General features: G+C 29.1%; 19 protein-coding genes. 18 read left to right on the forward strand and 1 reads right to left on the reverse strand.

Annotated features, from left to right (window positions below; all coding sequences use genetic code 11):
• Nucleotides 1-416 precede the first annotated feature (416 nt).
• Nucleotides 417-1,625, reverse strand: a complete 1,209-nt coding sequence (locus tag L3B96_RS15435) for a DEAD/DEAH box helicase (RefSeq protein WP_238948010.1) — start codon at nt 1,623-1,625, stop codon at nt 417-419.
• A gap of 315 nt (nt 1,626-1,940) precedes the next feature.
• On the opposite strand from L3B96_RS15435, the gene L3B96_RS15440 reads away from it, so the two are divergent.
• From L3B96_RS15440 to L3B96_RS15525, 18 genes are all read left to right on the forward strand, one after another.
• Complete coding sequence (locus L3B96_RS15440) at nt 1,941-3,383, forward strand: DEAD/DEAH box helicase (protein WP_238948011.1); 1,443 nt, start codon at nt 1,941-1,943, stop codon at nt 3,381-3,383.
• Between the two features lie 312 nt (nt 3,384-3,695).
• Entirely contained in the window at nt 3,696-4,565 is an 870-nt protein-coding gene (locus L3B96_RS15445; protein WP_238948012.1) for a methionyl aminopeptidase, read from the forward strand.
• 83 nt (nt 4,566-4,648) lie between these two features.
• The gene (gene recQ, locus L3B96_RS15450; RefSeq protein ID WP_238948013.1) at nt 4,649-7,099 is read left to right on the forward strand and encodes a DNA helicase RecQ; all 2,451 of its coding nucleotides are present in this window, start codon (nt 4,649-4,651) and stop codon (nt 7,097-7,099) included.
• Between the two features lie 121 nt (nt 7,100-7,220).
• Entirely contained in the window at nt 7,221-7,724 is a 504-nt protein-coding gene (locus tag L3B96_RS15455) for a J domain-containing protein (protein ID WP_236894598.1), read from the forward strand.
• A gap of 591 nt (nt 7,725-8,315) precedes the next feature.
• Nucleotides 8,316-8,981 (forward strand): RNA polymerase sigma factor SigI, encoded by a 666-nt coding sequence (gene sigI, locus L3B96_RS15460; protein ID WP_236894596.1) that lies wholly within the window; start codon nt 8,316-8,318, stop codon nt 8,979-8,981.
• A 27-nt stretch (nt 8,982-9,008) separates the two neighbouring features.
• Entirely contained in the window at nt 9,009-10,127 is a 1,119-nt protein-coding gene (locus tag L3B96_RS15465; RefSeq protein ID WP_238948014.1) for an anti-sigma factor domain-containing protein, read from the forward strand.
• 190 nt (nt 10,128-10,317) lie between these two features.
• Nucleotides 10,318-12,099: a bifunctional homocysteine S-methyltransferase/methylenetetrahydrofolate reductase gene (locus tag L3B96_RS15470; protein ID WP_238948015.1), complete on the forward strand. Its 1,782-nt coding sequence runs from the start codon at nt 10,318-10,320 to the stop codon at nt 12,097-12,099.
• Between the two features lie 45 nt (nt 12,100-12,144).
• On the forward strand, nt 12,145-12,690 hold the full coding sequence (locus L3B96_RS15475; protein ID WP_017210043.1) for a histidine phosphatase family protein: 546 nt from the start codon (nt 12,145-12,147) through the stop codon (nt 12,688-12,690).
• A 190-nt stretch (nt 12,691-12,880) separates the two neighbouring features.
• Entirely contained in the window at nt 12,881-14,122 is a 1,242-nt protein-coding gene (locus L3B96_RS15480) for an NAD(P)-dependent oxidoreductase (protein WP_238948016.1), read from the forward strand.
• A 176-nt stretch (nt 14,123-14,298) separates the two neighbouring features.
• Entirely contained in the window at nt 14,299-15,297 is a 999-nt protein-coding gene (locus L3B96_RS15485; protein WP_238948017.1) for a LacI family DNA-binding transcriptional regulator, read from the forward strand.
• 195 nt (nt 15,298-15,492) lie between these two features.
• On the forward strand, nt 15,493-16,893 hold the full coding sequence (gene uxaC / locus L3B96_RS15490) for a glucuronate isomerase (RefSeq protein WP_017210040.1): 1,401 nt from the start codon (nt 15,493-15,495) through the stop codon (nt 16,891-16,893).
• A gap of 88 nt (nt 16,894-16,981) precedes the next feature.
• Nucleotides 16,982-18,430 (forward strand): tagaturonate reductase, encoded by a 1,449-nt coding sequence (locus L3B96_RS15495; RefSeq protein WP_238948018.1) that lies wholly within the window; start codon nt 16,982-16,984, stop codon nt 18,428-18,430.
• An 85-nt stretch (nt 18,431-18,515) separates the two neighbouring features.
• The gene (locus L3B96_RS15500; RefSeq protein ID WP_077856904.1) at nt 18,516-18,938 is read left to right on the forward strand and encodes an HIT family protein; all 423 of its coding nucleotides are present in this window, start codon (nt 18,516-18,518) and stop codon (nt 18,936-18,938) included.
• Between the two features lie 52 nt (nt 18,939-18,990).
• The gene (locus tag L3B96_RS15505; RefSeq protein ID WP_238948019.1) at nt 18,991-20,397 is read left to right on the forward strand and encodes a glycoside-pentoside-hexuronide (GPH):cation symporter; all 1,407 of its coding nucleotides are present in this window, start codon (nt 18,991-18,993) and stop codon (nt 20,395-20,397) included.
• Nucleotides 20,398-21,065: 668 nt separating this feature from the next.
• A complete protein-coding gene (locus L3B96_RS15510) occupies nt 21,066-21,713 on the forward strand; it encodes a bifunctional 4-hydroxy-2-oxoglutarate aldolase/2-dehydro-3-deoxy-phosphogluconate aldolase (RefSeq protein ID WP_011969159.1) in 648 nt (215 codons plus the stop codon).
• A 1-nt stretch (nt 21,714) separates the two neighbouring features.
• On the forward strand, nt 21,715-22,665 hold the full coding sequence (locus L3B96_RS15515; RefSeq protein ID WP_011969160.1) for a sugar kinase: 951 nt from the start codon (nt 21,715-21,717) through the stop codon (nt 22,663-22,665).
• A gap of 332 nt (nt 22,666-22,997) precedes the next feature.
• The gene (locus L3B96_RS15520; RefSeq protein WP_238948020.1) at nt 22,998-24,446 is read left to right on the forward strand and encodes a tagaturonate reductase; all 1,449 of its coding nucleotides are present in this window, start codon (nt 22,998-23,000) and stop codon (nt 24,444-24,446) included.
• Nucleotides 24,447-24,538: 92 nt separating this feature from the next.
• Nucleotides 24,539-26,026, forward strand: coding sequence for an altronate dehydratase family protein (locus L3B96_RS15525; protein ID WP_238948021.1), 1,488 nt, complete (start codon nt 24,539-24,541; stop codon nt 26,024-26,026).
• Nucleotides 26,027-26,123 lie beyond the last annotated feature (97 nt).

The following is a 26,123-nucleotide window of genomic DNA, read 5'->3' on the forward strand; positions in this document are numbered from 1 at the left end:
TTGATATAAGTCCTAAATAACATAGTTCATTGTTCTATAAATACCTGATAAGTTTATGATAAACATTTATTGAACTTCTTAGAACATATATACCGTTACATCACTACCGATTATAGCACCGATTAAGTTAGGTAATTGTTTACTTAAGAAAACTTTAATAAAATAATAAGTTATTATTAACTATTATCGTTAATAAAATTAATGGAAGAAAATCATAAATTAAAGTGAAGGCACATCAATAATTAAATAATTAACTAATTGTTATATAGAGAATAATTAGATTAGATATAAAAGAGTGTGCAGAGATTTAAGTTTATTATAAAAATGAAAGGATACTCATTTTAATCATTTGGGTGAAAAAATAAGTATCCCTAATACTAATTTGCTTAAGTTTTATTAAGTATTATAATAAAATTTTATTTGTTAAATTTGCTACTATAAGATTTATTTTTTTGCTCATATTGCTTTGAACTAGAGTTATAATTAGCATCTTCTAAAACTCCGCCAAAAACTTTCTTTTCTTTAAATTGTATATTAAATTCTCTCTCATATTTTTTTATTATATTAAGCTGTTGAACAGTTAAAATACATATAGAAGTACCATGAGCGTTTCCTCTAGCAGTTCTTCCAGATCTATGGAGATATTCATTTAATTTTAATGGCAAATCCAAATGGAAAACGTGAGTTATATCAGCAACATCAAGACCACGAGCTGTAACATCTGATGAGACTAGTATTTTTATTTTACCTGTTCTAAAGCTTTCAATTGCAAGTTTTCTATCTTCCTTAGAAATCTTTCCGGTCATAGCAAAACAATCTTTGCTATGATAATTAAGTTTGGCTGTTGTTAATTCAATATCCTCATTGTTATTAACAAAGATGATTGCTTTTTCTGGTTTCGCAGCCACAAGAACTTTTCTTAAGGTTTCAAACTTATCACGTCTTTCACATAAGATAAACATATGCTCAATATTAGGATTTATTAAAGGCTTATCTTCACTTTTTATTATTATTGGTTCCTTCATTAGAGACTTCGCAGTTTCTAATGTTTCAGGTTTTATAGATGCTGAAAATAGCATAAGCTGTCTATCCCTCATTGTTGATTTAACAATGTCTTTAGTAACATTAGATCTCTTCGGATCTAATAAATTATCTCCTTCATCAATTACTATTGTTTTTATAGTATAGGCAGTTATTTTTTTCTTTCGAATTAAATCTAGAATTCTACCTGTTGAACCAACAATTATATGAGGTTTTATTTCTTTAAGTTTTTTTATTTGATTATTTATATTAACGTCACCAATAATAGATAGTGAAGTTATAGGGAATGATGAGTTCTCAGCAAGAAGCTTAATTTGATCTTCTATTTGTTTAACAAGTTCATGTGTTGGAGCCAATATTAATCCTTGCATTTCTCTCTTTGATGTATCTATTTTATGAAAAAGAGGCAATAGATAAGCTAATGTTTTACCGCTTCCTGTAAAGGCTTCACCAATTATATCTTTGCCCTCAAGAGCAGGTAAAATAGAAGAGGATTGAATTGAAGTTGGTATATTAATTCCTTGTTTTTGTAGTCCTTCTATTATACTTGAATTTAAATTTAAATCACTAAATGAGTTAATCATTAATTTCTCCTTTTATAGTTGAATAATTTTTTTGATATATTGCTAATTAATTATATCCTTATTATGTGCATTTTTCTAGTTAAAGTTACATAATCCTACAGATATATTATCTGATATAGAATGATTATATATTTATGTAAAAAAACTACTCTCTAAAGCAAAATTTAGATTTAAAGTATAAATTGCATTAAAACAATGAAAAAATAAACAAACAAATAGTGTTTGAAAACTAGATAAGAATGGTATAATAAGAAAGATTTATATAATTTATAATTAATATAATTTAATAAAATAACTGAGGTGAAAATTTAATATATGAACAATAAATTCACTAAATTTAACATAAGTGATGAAATATTAAAGTCAATCGAGGGGCTTGGGTATAAAACTCCATCAAAGGTCCAAGAAAAAGTTATACCAGAAATACTTATGAATAAAGATATCATAGTTAAATCACAAACAGGAAGTGGAAAGACAGCAGCTTTTGGGATTCCTTTATGTGAGAAAGTAGATTGGAATGAAAATATTCCACAGATTTTAATATTGACACCGACTAGAGAACTTGCGGTTCAAGTAAGCGAAGATATAACTAATATAGGAAGGTTTAAAAGAATAAAAGCTGTTTCAGTTTTTGGTAAAGAGCCTATCTCTGAACAGGAGAGAAAATTGAGGCAAAAGACGCACGTAGTAGTTGGAACTCCAGGAAGAATTATAGATCACTTGGATAGAGGGACCCTTAATGTAGATAAAATTAGATATTTTGTTATAGATGAAGCTGATGAAATGCTTAATATGGGATTTATAGGGCAAGTTGAAGGAATAATTAGAAGACTTCCAAAGAAAAAAGTTACTATGTTGTTTTCAGCAACAATACCAGAGGAAATAAAAGTATTATGTGATAAACATATGAATAAGCCTATAGATATAAGTATTAAAAATCAAGAAATCACTAACGAAAATATAGACCATAGTTTATATTATATTGACTATGAAGAAAAAATAGAAAAACTAAATGATATTTTAATAATGGAGAAACCTGAGACAGCTGTCATATTCGCGAAAACTAAAGATAATGTAGACACAGTTTTTCAATGGTTAAAATCTAAAGGGTACTCTGTAAATAAAATACATGGAGGAATGCTTCAAAATGAAAGATTAAGCATTATGGATAGATTTAGAGCAGGTGATTTTAGAATACTTGTATCAACAGACTTAGCTTCAAGAGGAATTGATGTTAAAGGAATCACTCATGTAATAAATTACGATCTTCCGGTAGAGAAGGAAGCATATGTACATAGAATAGGGAGAACAGGAAGAGCTGGTGAGAAAGGAAAGGCAATAAGCTTCTGCGTTAAGGGAAAGGATAAGCTTTTGAACGAAATTGAAGAGTTTATTGGGTTTGAAATTCCTGTCTATAATTTACCTGATAAAAGGGTAATTGAAAAAGAAAGAGAAGAGAGTATTAAAACGCTTAAAAGTAGACCTAAAGTGAAAGAACAAAGATCAAAAGATATAAATAATAACATAACAAAAATTTATTTGAATGGAGGCAAAAAAAAGAAAATTCGCCCTGGAGACATAGTTGGTGCTATTTGTAAAATAGAGGGCATTAGATCTGAAGATATTGGAATAATAGATGTCCAGGATTCGGTATCCTATGTTGATATATTAAATGGAAAAGGAAAAAGAGTTATAGAAGAGTTAAAAAATATAACTATAAAAGGTAAAATTATTAAAGCTGAAAAAGCAAAAAAGTAAGTATGTTAATATAAAATTTTAAAGAATGTTAACATAAATAATATTAAGTGGTATTATAGATAGTGAATATGAAATCTTATTAAATATAGGAAATAAAAGTAAATTGATTACTAGTCTTTTGCATTATAAAATTATAAATGCCATATTACTTAAAGGAAGCTAAGCTTAAGATGTTAAAATTTTGGCAGAGAAAGAATATAGATGAGCATTTAAATTGATTTAGGTGTATTATATATATAGCTGAATATTTGATGACAAAAAACTAAAATATTAATAAATAATAATGTATTATAAAGAGGTGTTATAAAAACAATGATCTTAGATAGAAATGAAAAATGTTGGTGTGGCAGTGGGTTGAAATATAAAAAATGTCATTTAGAATTTGATGAAAGAATTGAAAGTTTTAAAAGAAAAGGCCATATAGTCCCACCAAGAGATATTATAAAAAGCCAAAAAGATATAGAAGGAATCAAAAGAAGCGCTAAGATTAATGATGGGGTTTTAGACTTAGTTGCAAGTAAAATTAAAGCAGGAATGAGCACTGCTGATATAGATAAATTAGTATATGACTATACTATAGAACATGGGGCGATTCCAGCACCATTGAATTTTGAAGGTTTCCCAAAGAGTGTATGTACATCAATAAATAATGAAGTGTGCCATGGAATCCCAGATGAAAATATTATAATCAAAGATGGAGATATTATAAATGTAGATGTTTCTACGATTTTAGATGGATATTATTCAGATGCATCTAGAATGTTTATGATTGGCAATGTTAGTGAAGAAGCTAAAAGATTAGTAGAAGTAGCTAGGGAATGTATGATAAAAGGAATTGAAGCTATAAAACCTTGGGGATTCTTAGGAGATATAGGTGCAGCGTGTCAGGAACATGCTCATAAAAATGGATATACAATAGTAAGAGCATTAGGTGGACATGGAATAGGTAATGAATTTCATGAAGATCCATTTGTTCCTCATATAGGGGAGAAAGGAACTGGAATGTTGCTTGTTCCTGGAATGATTCTTACCGTTGAACCAATGGTTAATCAAGGAACTTATGATGTTTTTGTTGATGAAGAAAATGAATGGACTATTTATACAGCCGATGATAAATTATCAGCGCAGTGGGAACATACAGTGTTGATAACTGAGACTGGAATAGAAATTTTAGCTAAGTAATATATAAGGTAGTTAAAAGTGGTTTTTAAATCAATTTTGACTACCTTGTTTAATGGAAGTATTAATCTAAGGAGTATTATTAAATGGATAATGTAGCTTTAAATTATTTGGAGAAATATTATGGATATAAGTCATTTAGAAAAGGGCAAGAAGACATAATAAGTAAAATAATAAATGGAGAAGATGTACTTGCTATAATGCCAACTGGAGGAGGAAAGTCAATTTGTTATCAGATACCAGCATTGATGCTAGAAGGAATAACAATAGTAATTTCTCCTCTAATATCCCTAATGAAAGATCAAGTAGATACGCTAAAAGATATGGGGATAAAAGGCGCTTTAATAAATAGTACATTGAGTGCTATAGAAGAAAAAGAAGTAATAAACAATCTGGAAAATAGTGAAATAAAGATTCTTTATATAGCTCCTGAAAGATTAGAATCTTTTGAGTTTTTGAGTGTTATTTCTAAATGTAATATTTCTCAAATAGCTATAGATGAAGCTCATTGTATTTCTCAATGGGGACATGATTTTAGGGGAAGTTATAGAAAAATATCAAATTTTATAAGTTTACTTCAAAAGAGACCTATAATAACAGCATTTACTGCAACTGCATCACAGGAAGTGAGAGAAGATATAATAAATCTTCTTAAATTGAATAATCCAAAAGTCTTTATAACAGGTTTTGATAGAGAAAACTTATCTATCAGCGTGATTAAAAGTGGTAACAAAAAGGAATATTTATATAAATATATAGAAAACAATAAAGAAGTTTCAGGCATTATATATGCTGCAACTAGGAAAGAAGTCAATAATTTATATGAATCTTTGCAAGCGAAAGGGTATAATGTGACTTGCTATCATGCGGGATTATCTGAAAATACTAGAAAAGAAAATCAAGAAAATTTTATATATGATAGAGCTGGTATTATGATAGCAACCAATGCTTTTGGAATGGGGATCGACAAACCTAATATAAGATATGTTGTACACTATAATATGCCAAGAAATATTGAAAGTTACTATCAAGAGATTGGAAGAGCAGGAAGAGATGGAGAAAAGAGCGAATGCGTATTATTATTTTCGCCTCAAGATGTTCAGGTCCAAAAGTATTTAATAGAAAACTCAATAGAAGATGTAGAGAGAAAGAACAATCAATATAGAAAGCTTCAACAAATGATGGATTTTGTATATAGCAATTATTGCTATAGAAAATACGTTTTGGAGTATTTTGGAGAAACATATAATGGGCAATGTGATAATTGCAGTAATTGTTTGAGTGAAGGAGAGTTTGTTGATAAGACAATAGAAGCGCAAAAAGTTCTTTCATGTATATACAGGATGAAAGTTAAATTTGGAATTGGAATGCTTGTAGATGTGCTTAGAGGATCTAAAAATAAAAAAGTTATTCAATTTCATTTTAACGAGCTTTCTACTTATGGATTGATGAAAGAATATTCAGCAGAAGATCTCAAAAACTTTATTAATACATTGATCTCTCATGGATATATTAATGTGGTTGAAGGTACATATCCAGTGTTGAGTTTAAATGATAGATCAAGAAGAGTATTAACATCTCAAGAAAAAGTTCAATTAAAAGAGTTTAGAGTAGAAAAGAAAGCTAGTGAAGATAATGAACTTTTTGAGATTCTTAGAAATTTAAGACAAGAACTGGCTAAGGAAAACAATGTTCCACCATATATAATATTCGGTGACGTTACACTAAAAGAAATGACTGCAAATTATCCGATATCAAAATATGAAATGCTTAAAGTTTCTGGAGTTGGAGAAGTTAAATATAATAAATACGGAAAAGTATTTGAAGATGTAATACGGAATTTTGTAGAAGAACATGAAATTGCGATACCTGATTATGATGAAGGCTTGCTAGACGAACAAAAGAGCATAAATAAAGATGAAGAATCTAGATTAGAAGTTAAAACAGACTTAGAATTATACGAGAGATTAGACAATGCAAGAAAAGAATTCGCCAAAAAAGAAAGAGCATTACCCCAAGCAATATTGACAATGAATACTCTAAAGGAAATAAGCGGAAGATACCCAAGTTCTTTAGATGAATTAAAAGATATAACAGGCATGGGACCCAAGAAAATAAGTTTGTATGGAGAAAAGATAATAAATGTAGTAAACGAATATTTGTCAGAAAATGATAGAAAAGTAGAATGGATTGAAAGAAAAAGAAGAAAGGTTATAATTGATGGAGAGACTAGGGAGAATGATCAAATCTCAATAGATATGCTTAAGCAGAACATAACTATACATGAAGTATCTCAAAAATTAGAGATCTCAATTTCAACTATCCTAGGATATGTAACAGATTATATAAAAGAGTTTGGAGAAAATGCATTTCATATAAATTTAGAAGAATTTTATAATAAAGAAGATGAAAAGCTAATAATAGATGAATGCCAAAAGCATGGATATGATAAGATAAATGTACTAAAAAAAGAACTACCTTCACATATAAAATATGAAAGCATAAGAGCTGTAATTTTAAAAAAGTACTATTTGTAGTCAACTAATAAAATCTATTAGGTTATTTTGGACCAAATTAATTACATGTAAGAATATTACTAATTTTTATTAAATATATTTAATAGTGGAATAGAAGATATAGTAAAGAGGTGTAATTAAATTGGATCCATACGAGGTTTTAGGCGTTGAAAAAACAGCTTCTGAAGAAGAAATAAAAAATAAATTCAAAGATATTTTAGAAGAATATACACAAAATCAAAATGAGACCACTAAACAAAAAGTTTTAGTTCTTAGTGCGGCATATGAGCTCATTATTAATGGTAATCTATATAAGGAAATTCGTGATTTAGTCGATAATAAAAACTTTTCTGAGGCTGAAGCAAAATTGAACTTAATAAATAATGCGAATTCAGCAGAATGGAATTATCTTCAAGGTTTTATATCTGTTCAAAAGGGATGGTTTGACAGTGGGCTTAATTACTTGAAAAAAGCTGTAGAATTAGATCCTAATAACCATGAATATTTGGACAGCTTAAACAAATTGCAGGCAAGAGTTATTGATTATATGAAAAAATATGCAAATAAAAATGTTAAACCTAATTCTAATAGTATGAATGCTTGCGGTGGAGATAATAATAGTAGTGGTAACGGGGGAATGTGCTAGTATATATGTTGTAATCAAATTTCAAGATTCTACTCTTAATTTAGCGTTTTGCTTACTAGAGTTTTAAATGTAAATTTATTTATTAAAACATATATATATCTATATTAGGATTTTAAATTTAACATATATAGATAAAGTTTATAATTTGTGTTGAAATTTTGAAATATTTATGTTATTCTAAATAAGCAGTTGGTACGTAAAGTGCTAATGTGGAGCTTAGAGTGTCCTTCGCCGGTCTCTAAGCTCCTTTTTGTTTTAGTAAAATATTCTGTAATTAAATTAGAAAGTAAATTTATGTTTTAATAATATAAATATGTGAATGATATCTTTTGTTAAATTAATAAAAAAAGTGTCAGAAATTACATTAATAAGAGAAAAAAAGTTCTATAAATATATTTTTCAACCAACAAAGTTAAAAATATATTTAATACATGATATAATAGTAAGTATCACTTTAGATTTTACGAAAGTATTTTTAATGAAATGTTAAATTAAGCCTAGAAATTAAAGTTTTACATTTGTTTAATAAAAAGTACCAAAACCTATATTTTTTTTTGTATATAATAATGACCGGAGAAGGGAGCGTATGTCATGCTCGAATGTGTTTTAATAGATTTAAATGTTGATAAGAACACAAGTATAAATGAACTTATTGAAAATCATATGCCTTTTATAATAAAAAGTATTTCAGATGTGACAGGTCGCTATGTATCTTGCGAAAATGATGAAGAACTTAGCGTTGGATTACTTGGTTTTAATGAGGCAATTGAAAGATATGATAATGAAAAGGGACATTTTTTATCTTTTGCAAAATTGGTAATTGGAAGTAGAATAAAGAATTACTTAAAAGGTGAAAATAAACATAATCATTCATCTTTGGACGAATTAGTGGACAAAGGTTTGGATTTTAGGGATGAATATTTTGAGCCTAAGGAAGATAATAGCATGTTGCTGGAAGAAATAACTGCCTTAAAGAATGAAATAAGTTCGTTTGGTTTTACTTTGGAAGATTTGGTGAATGAAGCTCCCAAACAACAAGCAACGAGAAAGAATGCAATTAATTTATCAGAAGAAATATCAAAGGATGAAGAATTTTTATCTTTTATGTATTTAAAGAAAAGATTACCAATCAAAAGGATTGTTTTAAAGTTTTCAGTTACAGAAAAGGTAATAAAAAGAAGCAAAAAATTTATAATTTCTGTTGTAATAATAATTGATAAAAATCTCAGTGCTTTAAAAAATTGGATCAGAAAGTAGGTGAAAAGAATGAATAGGGGAATAATAATGGAAATTAAAAAAAGTTATGCTATAGCTTTAAATGATAATGGCATAATGGAAAAGATTGCACCTAAGAAAGATATGAAAATAGGGCAAAAAATATTTTATTTTGAAGATGATCTCATTAAGGCTAGTAATAGTGGGACTTATAGGTATAATAACTTTATTAAGTCAATTGGAGCAATTGCAGCGTTGTTTTTAATAGTATTCACCTTCTTTCATACTATGAAATCTGATACAGCATATGCAGTTGTTAGTTTAGATATTAATCCTAGTATACAAATAGAAGCTGATAATAAATTGAAGATTATTAGAGTTGAAGGTGTAAACAATGATGGAAAGAATATAGATTTTACAGATGTTAAAGGTATATATCTTGATGAAGGAATACAAAAAATAAAGGAAAAACTTATAGAAAAAAAATATTTAGATACTAATAGGGAAGTATTGGTTGGATTTGCATTTATAAAAAATGAAGATAACAGTGCTTATGAGAAAGATATAAAGGATGTTATTCAATCTACCTTTAATACGGAAAAAGTTACTTATGTTAAAGGTGATAAGGAAGATGTTGATGAAGCTAAGACAAAAGGAATAAGCTTAGGAAGATATGAAGCATCTCTAGTGGTAGATGACAGTACAAAGAATAAAATAGATGTAGCACCAGTAAAAGAAATTACTGCAAGTATAAAAGATAAAGAAAATGTAACTCAGTGGGATGCAAAAGATGAAAAAAATAGTGATGTCGTTACTCCAGCTACTAATTCAAATTCAGATGCAAAACATGAAAAAACAACTGTAGATAAGCCTGTAATAAATGGAGCAGCTGATAATTCATTACCTAATGTGGATTCGGGGAAAGCTACAGATAACCCTAAAAAAGAACAAAAGGATGATGGTGTGTTAAATTTACAACCAGAGGTTCCTGCACAAAATGAGAATGATAACAAGGGAAATACACCAGTGACAAGTCCTACAAAGGATGACAATACTATTAATATAGGTCCAGATAACGGAACTATTGTAAATAATCCTACGTCAGGAAAAATTCAGGAAGATCCTAATAAGACTATACAAGTACCAAAAACTGACGAGAATACAGCTAATAAGACTGTTAAAAATTAATGAGTTATTTAAGAGTAGATTTATCTAGATGCATAGTATCAAAGATAGATCTACTTTTTATTTTTACATGTAATTTGGCTAAAAAATAAATTTATCAATAGGAAAATCGTATTAAAAAAGAGGACTAGAATAAAAAATTATAGTATACTTACTAGTAAGCATTATTAACAAGGATTTGGGGAGATTAAAAATGATAAAAGAGCTATTAAAAAATGATATACTAATATGTGATGGAGCAATGGGAACATATTATTCAGAAGTAACAGGTAATGATGTATCCTATTGTGAATTTGGTAACTTAAATGATAAAGAAACTATAAAAAGAATACATAAAGAGTATATTGAAGCAGGGGCTAAACTAATTAGAACAAATACTTTTTCTGCTAATACATATGATCTTGGAGTATCGTTAGAAACATTAATGGACATAATTAAGTCAGGAATAAACTTAGCTAAAGAAGTAACAAGAAATACTTCTGTTTTAATAGGTGCAAGTATTGGACCTATTAAAACAGATAATTTAGATGAATTTAGCAATGAAGTTTTAGAAGAATATAAATACATAGTAGATTGCTTTTTAAAAAATGGTATAGATATTTTTATATTCGAAACTTTTAGCAACTATAATTACCTGAAAAAAATAGGCGAGTATATTAAGTACAAGAATATAGATAGTTTCATACTTACTCAGTTTGCTGTTAAGCCAGATGGATTTACAAGAGATGGGTTAAGTGCAGCTAAATTGATTAAAGAAGTGCGAAATACAAAATATATAGATGCATTTGGGTTTAATTGTGGTTCTGGCCCAGCACATATATTGGAAATGGTTAAAAAAATTAATATAGAAAATGAAATTGTTTCGGTGCTGCCTAATGCAGGTTATCCAGAGATAATTCACGAAAGAACAGTTTATCCAAACAATCCGTTATATTTTGCAAAAAAAGTTAATGAAATAAGGTCTTTTGGAGTTTCTATTATAGGAGGATGCTGTGGAACAAATCCAAGCTACATTAAACAACTAACCCAAATAGTTAATGAGAATTCTAAAGTAGTCAATGCTAATACTAAAGCTGAGCCAAAAGTTAAAAGTTTTGAGAAAAAGGCTAAGAATACTTTTAAAGATAAGCTCGAAAATGGTGAGTTTGTTGTAGCTATAGAATTATCGGCACCAATTGATACCGATATATCAAGAATTATAGATGGAGCTAAGATATGTAAAGAAAACAATATTGATTTAGTAACAGTTCCGGATTCACCAATGTCGAAGGTTAGGGCAGATTCAACTATTATATCATCTAAAATCAAGAGAGAAATAGGAATTGAAGCTATGCCTCATGTTTGTTGTAGAGATAAAAATACTAATGCAATAAGGTCGAGTCTGATAGGATCTCATATTGAAAATATAAGAAATATCCTTGCAATTACTGGTGACCCTATATCTGATGCTAGTAAAGTTGAAACAAAAAGCGTATTTAATTTAAATTCATTTAGGCTAATAGAATTAATAGAAAGCATGAATGAAGAAATATTCAAAGAAGATAGTATTTATGTAGGTGGTGCTTTGAATTTGAATGTTTTAAATAAAGAAGTAGAATATAATAGAATGATGAAGAAGATAGAAAAAGGTGCAAAGTTTTTTTTAACGCAACCTATCTATGATGACAATGCTATAGAGTTCTTGAAAATGATTAAAGAGAGGAATAATGTAAAGATTTTAGCGGGATTACTTCCCGTTGTAAGTTATAGAAACGCAATGTTTTTAAATAATGAGCTTCCTGGAGTAACTATACCAGATAAATATGTACAAATGTTTTCAGAAAATATGAGCAAAGAAGAGGCGCAAGAAATCGGTGTAAAAATTACTGTGGAAATAGGAAAGAAACTAAAAGGTATTGCAGATGGATTATATTTCATTACTCCTTTTAATAGGGTTAATATGTTAATTGAAATTATTAAGCAGATTAATGCCTAATCATTATAGTTCTTATATGAATAATAAAAGACAAGAGGGATTTTTATGAATGTTGGTCTTATCAGACATTTTAAAGTTGATTACCGTAAAAGTTTTTTTATGACATCAAAAGAATTTAAAAATTGGGAAGAAAATTACAATATAAGTGGTGTGATTAGAAAAGATGTAGAGCTTATGGGGATAAATTGGGATAAATGTTATTCTAGTACGCTTATAAGAGCAATAACGACAGCACAACATGTATATAAGGATGATATAATTCAAAATGATCTAATTAGAGAAACTATCATTGATCCAATATTTAAAAGTAATTTAAAGCTTCCGTATTGGTTTTGGGCGATTAGTGGAAGAATAGCGTGGTATTTCAACCATAAATCTCAACAAGAAAATAAGATTATTACAAGAGAGAAAGCTGAGAAGTTTGTTGATTTATTATTAAATGAAGCGAGAAAAGAAGGTACAGAAAACATTTTAATTGTTACGCATGGTTTTTTTATGTATAGTCTTCAGAAAGAATTGAAGAAAAGGAGCTTTACGGGCAAGTTAATATACAGCCCTAAAAATGGAATCCTATATTTATATAAAAAATAATAGAATAACTATAAATTTATGTTTGAACAAAACTTTATGTAATATAAAGAAATATAAGGACAGAGTCAATAAAATATGCTATATTTTATTATAAAAAGTATAGCATATTTTTTGATATATATTATTGAAATAAATACTAAATTAAGTTAGTATACTTTATATACAAATGATGATAAGGAGGAAGACAAATATGATAAATAATAATAATTTGATTGGTGAAGCAAATAGATGCTTGCTATGTAAGAAACCAGCTTGTAAGTCTAATTGCCCAGTAGAAACACCTATACCTGATATTATAAATATGTATAAGGAAGGAAAAATTGAAGAAGCAGGAGAAATATTATTTGAAAATAATCCGCTTTCAGCAGTATGTTCATTAGTATGTATTCATGAAGACCAATGCAAAGGAAATTGTATAAGAGGGATTAAAGGAGAATCGATACGATTTCATGATATAGAGCGGGAAATATCTCAAAGATACATAGAAGAAACTAGGTTTAAAGCTGTTTCTAAAAAGAAAGACAGAATTGCTATAATTGGTGGTGGTCCAGCAGGAATTACTATTGCATTTATACTAGCTAGGAAAGGATATAATATTACTATTTTTGATGCGCACGAGAAGATAGGTGGAGTACTAAGGTATGGAATACCAGAATATAGACTTCCAAAAAAATTAGTAGATTCCATTGAAGAAAGATTAATAGAACTTGGTGTAAAAGTTAGGCCTAATACTCTTATTGGTCCTGTAATAACATTAGATAGACTATTTGAAGATGGTTATAAAGCAGTGTTTATTGGTACCGGAGTATGGAATCCAAAAACATTAAATATTAAAGGTGAAACTTTAGGAAATGTACATTTTGCTATTGATTATTTAAAATCACCAGAGAACTATAAGCTAGGTAATAAAGTAGCTGTTATCGGAGCTGGTAATGTAGCCATGGATGCCGCAAGAAGTGCAAAAAGAAATGGAGTTGAGGATGTTACAATAATATATAGAAAAGGTTTTGATCAAATGTCTGCAACAAAGCAGGAGATAAAAGAAGCTAAGGAAGATAAAATTAATTTTGAATTATTTAAATCGCCATTAGAAATAACAGAAGAGGGAGTAAAGTTAGTTAATACTGAGAATGTAGTAGAGTCAGATGGAAAAGTTCAAAACAAACTTATTGAAGAAAAAGAAGAATTTTTCAAATGTGATTCAATAATTGTAGCTGTAAGTCAAACCCCTAGAACTAATATAGTTTCAAATACAACAAAATTAGATACCAATAAATGGGGATTATTAATAACAGATGATAAAGGAAATACAACTAAAAAAGGTACATTCGCGTCAGGTGATGTTGTTACTGGTGCTAAAACTGTAGTAGAAGCAGTAGTGCAAGCCAAAATAGTTGCTCAAACCATTGAAGATTACTGTGAAAACAACTAAATAATAAAAATTAAATATAACATTGATAAATTAAGGAAAAACAATTAAAATCGTATATGTTGCAAAAATGAATTTTAATTATTAAAATATTATTAGAAGTAGATTAAGCTTTTTTATATACTGTGATTATCGTATATGGTGAAAAAAGTTTACTTAATAAGGAGTGTAAAGAAAATATGAGTGTCACTATAAAGGATATTGCAAAATTAGCTAATGTTTCTCATACAACAGTGTCTAGAGCGCTTAATAATAGTCCGTATATTAATGAAGAAACCAAGGTTAAAATTATAGCTTTAGCAAAAGAATTGAATTATGTACCAAATTATAGTGCTAAGAGTCTTGTTTTATTAAAATCATACGTTATAGGTGTATTTTTTTCATCGATTAGCGAAGGAACATCAGATACATTCTTTCACGAAATTATAAGAGGAGTCAATAATGTCATAGATAAAGAATATAATTTAGTTGTAAGAGGTATAGATGATTATCAATACTCCCATTTAATTGATAACAGAAATTTTGATGGAATAATTGTTGTAAGTCAAAGTAAAAATGACGATGAATTTATACAAACTATTCTAGAAAAAAATATCCCAACTGTAGTTATAAATAGATACATTGAAAATGAAGGATTAGTAAACATAATGTCAGATGATACAAAAGGGGTTTATGATGCAGTTACTTATTTTATAGAGAACGATCATAGAAAAATAGCATTATTGCAAGGAAATAAGGAATTTGAATCAACAGTATATAGAAAAAGAGGATATATAAGAGCGTTAGAGGATAATAATATTCCAATTAATGAGGAATATATTTTAAGTGGTAGATACGATCTGAAAAGTGGATATGAGAATATGAAAAAGTTACTTAAATTAGAGAGTGTTCCAACAGCAGTATTTTGCGCTAATGATGATATTGGGGTGGGTGCTATGAAAGCAATATTTGAAGCTGGACTAAAAGTTCCAGAAGATATCTCAATTATAGGGTTTGATGATAGCAACTTTTGTAACTATGTAACTCCGCCATTGACAAGTGTAAGGAAGGATTCTTTGGCGATGAGCGAATATGGTGGAAGAAACTTATTAAATCTTATAAAGAATAAAGAAGTAGATAAAGAAAAAGTTTATATACAATCTCAGCTTGTAGTAAGGAAATCAGTAAAAAAGCTTTAATAATGGATTTTAATAATTAGTGCTTAAATTCACTAATTATTAAAAAAAGTTGTTAACGTTCACAAAAAAGTGTTGCGTTATTTGAAATATGATATTATAATAAAGTTATCAAGTAGATACAAGAAAATGTTCACGTGAACAGGAATTTGCACGTATTTCTGTTCACGTGAACAAAAAAGAAAAGAGGATTTTGATATGAAAAAGTTTATGGATGAAAATTTTTTATTAAGCAACGAAGTATCTGAAAAATTATATCATAATTATTCAGAAAAAATGCCAATTATTGATTATCATTGCCACATTAATCCGAAGGAAATATTAGAAGACAAAAAGTTTGAAAATATAACTCAAGTATGGCTTTATGGTGATCATTATAAATGGAGACAGATGAGAACTTTGGGCATAGATGAAAAATATATAACAGGAGATGGAAGTGATTATGAAAAGTTCTTAGCTTGGGCAAAGACTATATCATTTGCTATCGGAAATCCACTTTATCATTGGACACACTTAGAACTTAAGAGATTCTTTGGAATAGATGAAGTTTTAAATGAAAAAAGTGCACCTGCTATTTGGGAAAAAGTTAATAAGCTGTTAAATAGCGATGATTTTACAGTAAGAAATCTTATAAAGAAATCAAATGTAAAAGTGATATGTACAACAGATGATCCTATAGATTCATTAGAATATCATTTAGCAATAAAAGAAGATAAAAGCTTTGATGTGAAAGTATTACCAGCTTTTAGACCTGATAAAGCTCTAGGTGTTAATAAAGAAACATTTAAAGATTGGTTTAACAAACTAGAAGAAGTAGTTGGTTCTAAAATTTCAAACTTTGATGAATATTTAGAAGCATTAAAAAAGAGAGTGGAATATTTTCATGAAGCTGGATGTAGAGTGTCAGATAATGCATTGGATTTTGTTCCAGTAGGAAATGCTTCGTTAGAAGAAGTTAGAGAAATTTTTGCAAACGTACTTAAAAATGGACAAGTATCTTTTGAAGATGAAAATAAATTAAGAGTATATATATTAAAGTTCTTTGGAAAATTATATCACGATCTAGGATGGGTAATGCAATTTCACATGAATTGCGTTAGAGATAATAACAAAGTAATGTTCGAAAAATTGGGACCTGATACAGGATTTGATTCACTTAATGATACAGAAGTTGCAATTCCACTGTCAAGGTTATTAGATGCATTAAATAGTGAAAAAGCTTTACCTAAGACTATTATATATAGTTTAAATCCAAATGATAATTCTACAATAGGAACATTACTTGGATGCTTCCAAGGAGACGGAATTAAGGGCAAAATACAATTTGGATCAGCTTGGTGGTTTAATGATCATAAGATTGGTATGCAAGATCAAATTAGAACTTTAGCTAATTTAGGTATGCTAAGCACATTTGTTGGAATGTTAACAGACTCTAGAAGCTTTTTATCTTACACAAGACATGAATATTTTAGAAGAATACTTTGCAACGTAATTGGAGAATGGGTAGAAAATGGCGAGTTACCTAACGACATTGAACATTTAGGACAAATTGTAGCTGACATTAGTTATAATAACGCAGACAAATACTTTAATATGTAATCTTTTATGTATGAAAATAAGTGAGATGCTTATTTTCATACAATAAATACAAAGATGCAGATGAAGTGAAGATTTAGGAGGAATAGCTGTGAAATTAAATAAGAAATTATATAAAGAATTTAAAACATATCCAGAAAAAGTATTGCAATTTGGCGAAGGTAATTTTTTGAGAGCTTTTGTTGATTGGCAAATAGACAAAATGAATGATGAAGCAGATTTCAACGGAAGTGTTGTAGTCGTTCAGCCATTAGAGAATGGTCTTGTGGATATGCTTAATGATCAAGATTGTTTATACACTTTATATTTACAAGGGGTCCAAAATGGGCAAGCATCAAAAACTCATAAAGTAATCAATAGTATAAGTAGGGGAATTAATCCTTACAGAGACTATAATGAATATTTAAAAGTTGCAGAAAATCCAGATTTAAGATTTATAGTATCAAATACAACAGAAGCAGGAATTGCATTTGATGAAAACGATACTTTAAATGGAGGATGTCAAAAAAGTTATCCAGGTAAGTTAACTGCATTTTTATATCATAGATTTAATACATTTAAAGGCGATAATAGTAAAGGATTTATTATAATCCCATGTGAGCTTATTGATAGAAATGGTGAGAAACTTAAAGAAATAGTATTAAAGTATGCAGAAGTATGGAACTTAGGACAAGACTTTATTGATTGGATAAACAATGCTAATACTTTTTGCTGTAGTTTAGTTGATAGAATAGTTCCAGGATATCCAAGAGATACAATTGATGAAGTTAGAGAAGAGCTTGGATATGATGATAATCTTGTAGATGTAGGTGAAATATTCCACTTATGGGTAATAGAAGGCCCTCAGTCTATAAAAGATGAATTACCAATAGAAAAAGCTGGACTTAATGTAAAAGTTGTAGATGATATGACACCATATAGAACAAGAAAAGTTAGAATTTTAAATGGCCCTCATACAGCAATGGTTCCAGTAGCATATCTTTATGGATTAGAAACTGTAGGAGAATCTGTTGATCATGAGGTTATAGGAAAATATGTCCATGATGTAATATATGATGAAATCATAGAAACTTTAGATTTACCTCACGAAGAATTAGTTGAATTTGCAGATGCGATTATAGAAAGATTCCAAAATCCATATGTAAAGCACTATTTGATGAGTATAGCATTAAATTCATTATCTAAATACAAAACAAGAGATTTACCAAGTTTGACTGAATATCTAAAGAGAAAAGGTGCGCTTCCTAAGAAATTAGTATTCTCACTTGCATCCTTAATAGAATTCTATAAAGGAAAAAGAGGAGAAGAAGATATTCAATTAGCAGATGATGAAGATATATTAGAATTATTTAAGGAATTATGGGGAAAACATGATGGGACAAAAGAAGGGCTAAACAAAATTGTAACTTCTGTTCTTGCATATGAAAAGAATTGGGGAAGCAATTTAAATGAAATTCCTAATTTAACTGATGAAGTTTCAAGATACCTAGAAATAATTGAAAAAGTAGGAATGAAAGACGCTGTCAAAGAAGTCCTATAATGAAATTTATTATCATGCAATTAAATTTTCTTAATTGCATGATAAATAAATATATATAAAATATGAATAATAAGGAGGTAAATAAATGAGTTTTGATGAAAATTGTTTTTATTGTTCAAAGAATCAAGATTTAGATTCTTTAATGATTAAGATTTGTGATTTGGATGTATCAACAGTATATTTGTTTAAGGAACAAACTTATAGTGGAAGATGTAACGTTGTTTATAAGGAACATAAAAGTGAAATAGGGGATTTGACTGAAGAGGAAGCAGCAGCTTTCATAAATGATGCTAGAAAGGTAGCTAAAGCAATCCATAAAGCGTTTAACCCTGATAAAGTAAATTATGGAGCATTTGCTGATACGATGAAACATCTTCATCTTCATATTGTACCTAAATATGAAGGAGGTCCATCTTGGGGGAAAACTTTTGAGATGAATCCACAAAAAGTATATTTAAGCGATGATGAATACCAAAACCTAATTTGTAAAATAAAAGATAATTTATAGTATTGAATTAATGAATAAAAATTAACTAAATTAAAGATACGGAGGAAAAAGAATGTTAAATTCTGTTGACAAAAACGCATCAACTAATGCTAATAATGGAAACGTTAAATTAAGTTTAAGAGAAAAAATTTCTTATGGTTTTGGAGATTTTGGTAATGGATTCATGTTTGACTTAGGTCAATCATATCTTACAAAGTTTTTTATAGATACATGTGGAATTAGTGCTGGAGCAGTTGGTGGTATATTTGCATTTACAAAGATATTCGATGCATTCATGGATCCATTAGCAGGATCGCTGATAGATAGCAGAAAAGCAGGTAAATCAGGAAAGTTTAGACCTGTAATGATGATTTCAAGTATAATTCTTGCACTACTTACAATTGTTACCTTTACTATGCCTGAGATGCCACTTTCATCTAAAATTATATATGGTTATGCAACATATATGATTTGGGGTCTTGTATACTCATTCACTAATGTTCCTTATGGATCATTGGCATCAGTTATGACAAGAGATGTAGAGGATAGAAGTCAGCTGGCTACATTTAGACAGGCTGGTTCATTAGGAGCACAATTAATAACTGGAGTAGCTTTTGTACCTATTCTTATGATGTTTAGTGATAAAAAAGTTGGTTATCCAGTTGCAGCTGCAGTTATGGCTGTTATAGGGATCATTTCATTCTTTATCTGTTTTGCAAACACAAAAGAACATGTTGTAATTAATAGAGAAGGTAAATCAGAAAAGGCATCTGCTAAAGATTATTTCAAGGTTGTATTTACAAATAGACCATTATTATGTTTAATTCTTATGCAATTATTTACAATATCAGCTATGAATACTAATAATCAAATGATGATTTTCTTCTGCCAATATAACTTAGGAGATATTGCACTTCAACCAAAAGTTAATGGTATAATGATTGGATGTTCTGTAATAGGTATATTCGCTATTCCATTCTTAGTAAAACATTTTGGTAAAAAGAAAACTGCGATTGCAGGACTATTGATTGGAATTGTTGCTAATGGATTAAACTTTATAATACCAACAAATGCTACTACTTTCACAGTTCTTGTTACAATAGGATATGTAGCTTTAGCTATTCCAAATGGAGTTACTTGGGCATTCGTAACGGATGCAATTGACTATGGACATTGGCATACTGGAATAAGAAAAGAAGGTGTAACTTATGCTGCATTTAACTTTTCAAGAAAAATTGCACAATCTATGGCAGCCCTTGTTAGTGCAGCAGTATTAGGTATGACTGGGTATGTTGCAAACGCACAACAAAGCGCAGAAACATTACTAGGAATTAAGGGAGCAATGACATTGTATCCAGCAGTAGCTTTAGCTTTAGCTGCTCTTGTAGTAGGTATATTACATAATCTACCAGATGACAAGTACAGAAAAGTTGCTCAAGACTTACAAGAAGGAAAATGGGAAAAAGGAATTTTAGAATAATAATGTTATAAATAAATCATTATTGTTTAGCTAAGAAGAATAAGGCGCTATCAGCTTTGTATTTTGAGAGTTGATAGTGTTTTATCTTTATATATTGAGTAAATAAAAAAAGATATACTTGTAAAAAACTGTTAACGTTCACAAAAAAGTATTGCATATTTTTTTATTTGATACTATAATGTAAATATAACTTAAATAATTTTTAACTAAAATTGTTCACGTTAACAATTGTTCGACCTCTAATTGTTAACGTGAACGAAAGTTATTTATTAAATTAAAATATTTATAAATATTTTAGATGTGATAATCAAAGAAAAAATGTTTTGATATATAAATAAGCTATAAACTTATTTAATATATAACACAGTTCTTAAAAATACGAAAATAAATAATATAGAATTCTTCAAACCTATAATTTTCATACTATAATTTATTAATCATATTTTAAGTTAACCATTTTAAGAACTGTGTATTTAATTAATAGTGATAGCACAAAATAGATTTGTTAAAAAATAAATGTTTGAAATTATAATATATATTCTGAAAAATTAGTTTGAAAGACTATGAATTTTAAACTAATGGATATTCTAAAGAATAATTTTATTATCTAAAACCTGTATATATATTCATTATGAAGATATTAATTAAGAAAGAATTTGAGGTGTAATATGAGAAGAGAAGAAGTTTTGAAAAATATAAAAGAAGCAGGTGTTGTCGCAGTTGTGAGGGGAGACTCAAAAGAAGAAGCTCTTAAAATTGTAGATGCTGTTTCAAAAGGCGGAATAAAAGTGATGGAACTTACAATGACTGTTCCAAATCCAGTTGAAGTTATTAAAGAAGTTGCTGAAAAATATAAGGATACCGATGTAATTGTTGGGGCGGGAACTGTATTAGACAGTGAAACGGCAAGAGCTTGTATTTTAGCAGGGGCACAATTTATTGTAAGCCCAAGTTTAGATATTGATACTTTAAAGCTTTGTAATAGGTATAAGATTCTGGTTATGCCAGGAGTAATGACCGTTAAGGATGCTATTACAGCTTTTGAGTATGGAGTTGATGTGGTTAAAATATTCCCAGCCAATCTATATGGGCCATCAGTAATTAAATCATTTAAGGGGCCGCTCCCTCAAGGAGACTTTATGCCAACAGGTGGTGTTAGTATAGCTAACTTACATGAGTGGATAGAAGCAGGAGCCTTCGTAGTAGGAACAGGAGGAGATTTAACTAAAGGTGCAAAAACAGGCGATTATGATCTAGTTCAAAGGACTGCTAAAGAATTTATGGATGCATACAGAAAAGCGAAGGAGAGAATCTAAAATGGATGTTTTAACTTTTGGAGAATCAATGGTCGTATTTAGTCCTAATATTAATGGCCCTTTGAGACATGTTCATACTTTTTCCAAGTCACTCGGTGGTGCCGAATCAAATGTCGCTACTGCCCTGGCAAAATTAAATCATAGTGCGGGCTGGTTCTCAAAAGTTTCGGATGATGAATTCGGAAGATTTGTTATAAGTTCTATAAAAGCAGAGGGAGTAGATACATCAAGAGTAATAATTGATAAAGAAAGGCCTACAGGATTGCTTTTTAAGGAACGTTATCAACGAAGCAATCCGAATGTATATTATTATAGAAAGAATTCTGCTGCTAGTAGCTTATCGCCAGAGGATATTGATGAAGAATATATTAAGCAAGCTAAAATTCTTCATATTACAGGTATAACGCCAGCTTTATCGGAAAGTTGTAGAAGAGCAGTATACAGAGCAATAGAAATAGCTAAAGAAAACAAGATATTAGTATCATTCGATCCTAATATCAGGCTTAAATTGTGGACGGTTGATGAAGCTAGAAAGATTTTGGTGGATATTGCTAGTAAGGCAGATATTGTAATGCCTGGATTAGATGAAGCGGAACTTTTATTAGGATTAACTAATAAAGATGATGTGGCAGATTTTTTCTTAAATAAGGAAGCGAAAATAGTCGCAGTAAAATTAGGGTCAGAAGGTTGCTATATAAAAGACAAAAAAGAAGGAGTCAAGGTCGCAGGGTATAATGTATCAGATTTAATTCAAGATACAGCTGGGGCGGGCGATGGTTTTGCAGCTGGATTTTTAGCTGGATATTTAGAAAAATTATCACTAAACGAAATTGGGCAATATGCTAACGGTGTTGGAGCTATGGCAACATTGGTACAGGGAGATATGGAAGGTTATCCATATTATGATCAACTGATGGAATTCATAGGAAAGAGACAAGGTGTTGAAAGATAGAATTTTCTGAAATAGATATTACTATATTTCTAACAATTGAAAATGTTAGCGCTATTAAAAGTATTTTCTTCATATAAAATTTTAATTACATTTAAGGATAAGTAAAGAGGATTATTTTGATAATTAAATTTTAAGTGTATTCTATCTCTAAATTATAAACTTCAAATAATATTTAAAATAAACTTTTACTTATCTTTAACAATGTATATATCAAAGTTGATATTGGTAATTGAAGAGATATGAAATATTAAAATGATAGCATTTGCATTGTTAATTGTCCATTGAAATTAGTTTAAGATATTTTTAATGAAAAAACTTAGGAGGAATAACTAATGAAATTAAATAAGAAAATATATAAAGAATTTAAGACTTACCCTGAAAAAGTGCTACAATTTGGGGAAGGAAATTTCCTAAGAGCATTTGTTGATTGGCAAATTGACAAAATGAATGAAGAAGCAGGTTTCAATGGAAGTGTCGTAGTCGTTCAGCCTCAAGAAGGTGGACTAGTTAATATGCTAAATGAACAAGATGGCTTGTTTACACTTTATCTTCAAGGAGTTCAAGGAAAAAGAGCTATAAAAACACATAAAATAATCAATAGTATAAGTAGAGGAATTAATCCATATACAGATTATAATGAATATTTAAAAGTTGCAGAAAATCCAGAATTAAGGTTCATAGTGTCGAATACAACAGAGGCAGGAATTGCTTTTGATGAGAATGATAAGTTAAATGAAGGATGTCAAAAAAGTTTTCCAGGTAAGTTAACCGCATTTTTATTCCGTAGATTTATGGTGTTTAATGGTGACAATAGTAAAGGTTTTATTATAATTCCATGTGAGCTTATTGATAGAAATGGTGAAAAACTTAAAGAAATAGTATTAAGATATGCAGAAATGTGGAATTTAGGACAAGATTTTGTGGATTGGATAAATGATGCTAATACTTTTTGCTGTAGTTTAGTTGATAGAATAGTTCCAGGATATCCAAGAGATACAATTGATGAAGTTAGAGAAGAACTTGGATATGATGATAATTTAGTAGATGTAGGGGAAATATTCCACCTATGGGTAATTGAAGGACCTCAGTCTATAAAAGATGAATTACCAATAGAAAAAGCTGGACTTAATGTAAAAGTTGTAGATGATATGACACCATATAGAACAAGAAAAGTTAGAATTTTAAATGGGCCTCATACAGCAATGGTTCCAGTAGCATACCTTTATGGTTTAGAAACTGTAGGGGAAGCTGTTGATCATGAGGTTATAGGAAGATACGTCCATGATGTAATATATGATGAAATTATAGAAACTTTAGATTTGCCTCACGAAGAATTAGTGGAATTTGCAGATGCGATTATAGAAAGATTCCAAAATCCATATGTAAAGCACTATCTAATGAGCATAGCATTAAATTCATTATCTAAATACAAAACAAGAGATTTACCAAGTTTGACTAAATATCTAAAGAGAAAGGGTACACTTCCTAAGAAATTAGTATTCTCCCTTGCATCTTTAATAGAATTCTACAAAGGAAAAAGAGGAGACGAAGATATTCAACTAGCTGATGATAAGGATATATTAGAATTATTTAAGGAATTATGGGAAAAATATGATGGAACAAAAGAAGGCCTAAACAAAATTGTAACTTCTGTTCTTGCATATGAAAAGAATTGGGGAAGCAATTTGAATGAAATTCCTAATCTAGCTGATGAAGTTTCAAGATATTTAGAAATAATTGAAAAAGTAGGAATGAAGGAAGCTATAAAAGAAGTTATTTAGAAATAAGATTATAAATTATTATTATAGAATATTCATATGGCTGTTAAATTTAAAGTTGTGAACAATAATTTAATGGAAGTAGGTAGAGAGCAATGAAAGAAATTATAAAAATAAATGAAAAAGACAATGTTGTAGTAGCACTTAGAGATTTGTCTAAAAGTGAAATTATAGAAGTTGAAAATAAAAAAATAGAGATAAAAGAAGATATAAAGAGAGGCCACAAAGTAGCTATATCAGACTTTAAGGTTAACGACAATGTAATAAAGTATGGATATCCAATAGGACATGCTATTAAAGATATATCAATAGGAGAATGGATTCACACACATAATATTAAAACAAATTTAGATGGAATTATGGAATATAATTTTAATCAACAGCTAAAACAAGTTTCTATAGAAAATAGAAATCTTACTTTTGATGGATATAAAAGAGCAAATGGTAATGTCGGTATAAGAAATGAACTTTGGATAGTGCCAACTGTTGGGTGCGTTAATGGAATTGGTGAAAGAATAATCGAAAAATTCAAAGAAGATGTAAAACCTGTTGGGATCGATAGTGTTGAAATTTTTAAACATAATTATGGATGTTCTCAATTGGGAGATGATCATGCAAATACAAGAACTATGCTTGGAAATTTAGTAAAGCATCCTAATGCTGGAGGCGTGTTAGTACTTGGACTTGGTTGCGAAAATAATACAATGGCTGAATTTATTGAGTCATTGGGAGAATATGATTCAACTAGAATTAAATTTCTAGTATCACAGGAAGTTTCTAACGAAATAGAAGAGGGTGCAAAGATATTACGTGAGCTTTATGAAAATATGAAAGATGATAAGAGAGAATCAGTATCTTTATCAAATTTAAAAGTTGGATTGAAGTGCGGTGGTTCAGATGGATTCTCAGGAATAACTGCAAATCCTCTTGTAGGTAGTTTTTCAGATTTCTTAGTTGCACAAGGTGGAACAACAATACTTACAGAAGTTCCTGAGATGTTTGGTGCTGAAACAATTCTTATGAATAGAGCTAAAGATAATGAAACTTTTGATAAAACTGTACATTTAATAAATGATTTCAAAGAATATTTCATGGCTTATAATCAGCCTATATATGAAAATCCTTCTCCAGGAAATAAAGCTGGTGGAATTACAACATTAGAGGATAAATCTTTAGGCTGTACACAAAAATCAGGAGATTCAACAGTTGTAGGTGTATTAAAATATGGTGAAACTTTAAATACTAATGGATTAAATCTTTTAAGTGGACCAGGAAATGATTTAGTTGCAGCCTCAGCTTTAGCGGCAGCTGGTTGTCATATGGTTTTATTTACAACAGGTAGAGGAACACCGTTTGGTACATTTGTTCCAACAATGAAGATATCAACAAATACTCCATTATACAATTTAAAGCCACATTGGATGGACTTTAATGCAGGAATTTTAGTTGAAGATAAGACTTTGAGTGAAGTAACAGAAGAATTTATAAAATATGTGGTTGAAGTGGCTAATGGAAAATATGTAAATAATGAAATTAATAAATTTAAAGAGTTAGCTATTTTAAAACAAGGTGTTACTTTATAAAATTCAGCATAAGAAAGTATACTTGAGTAAAAAATATAAACAATTTAGCATATTAAAATTACTTTAATATGCTATTTTTGTTATAAAAATTATAATT

The organism is Clostridium sp. YIM B02569, assembly GCF_022320765.1.
GTDB classification, from domain to species: Bacteria; Bacillota; Clostridia; order Clostridiales; family Clostridiaceae; genus Clostridium; species Clostridium beijerinckii.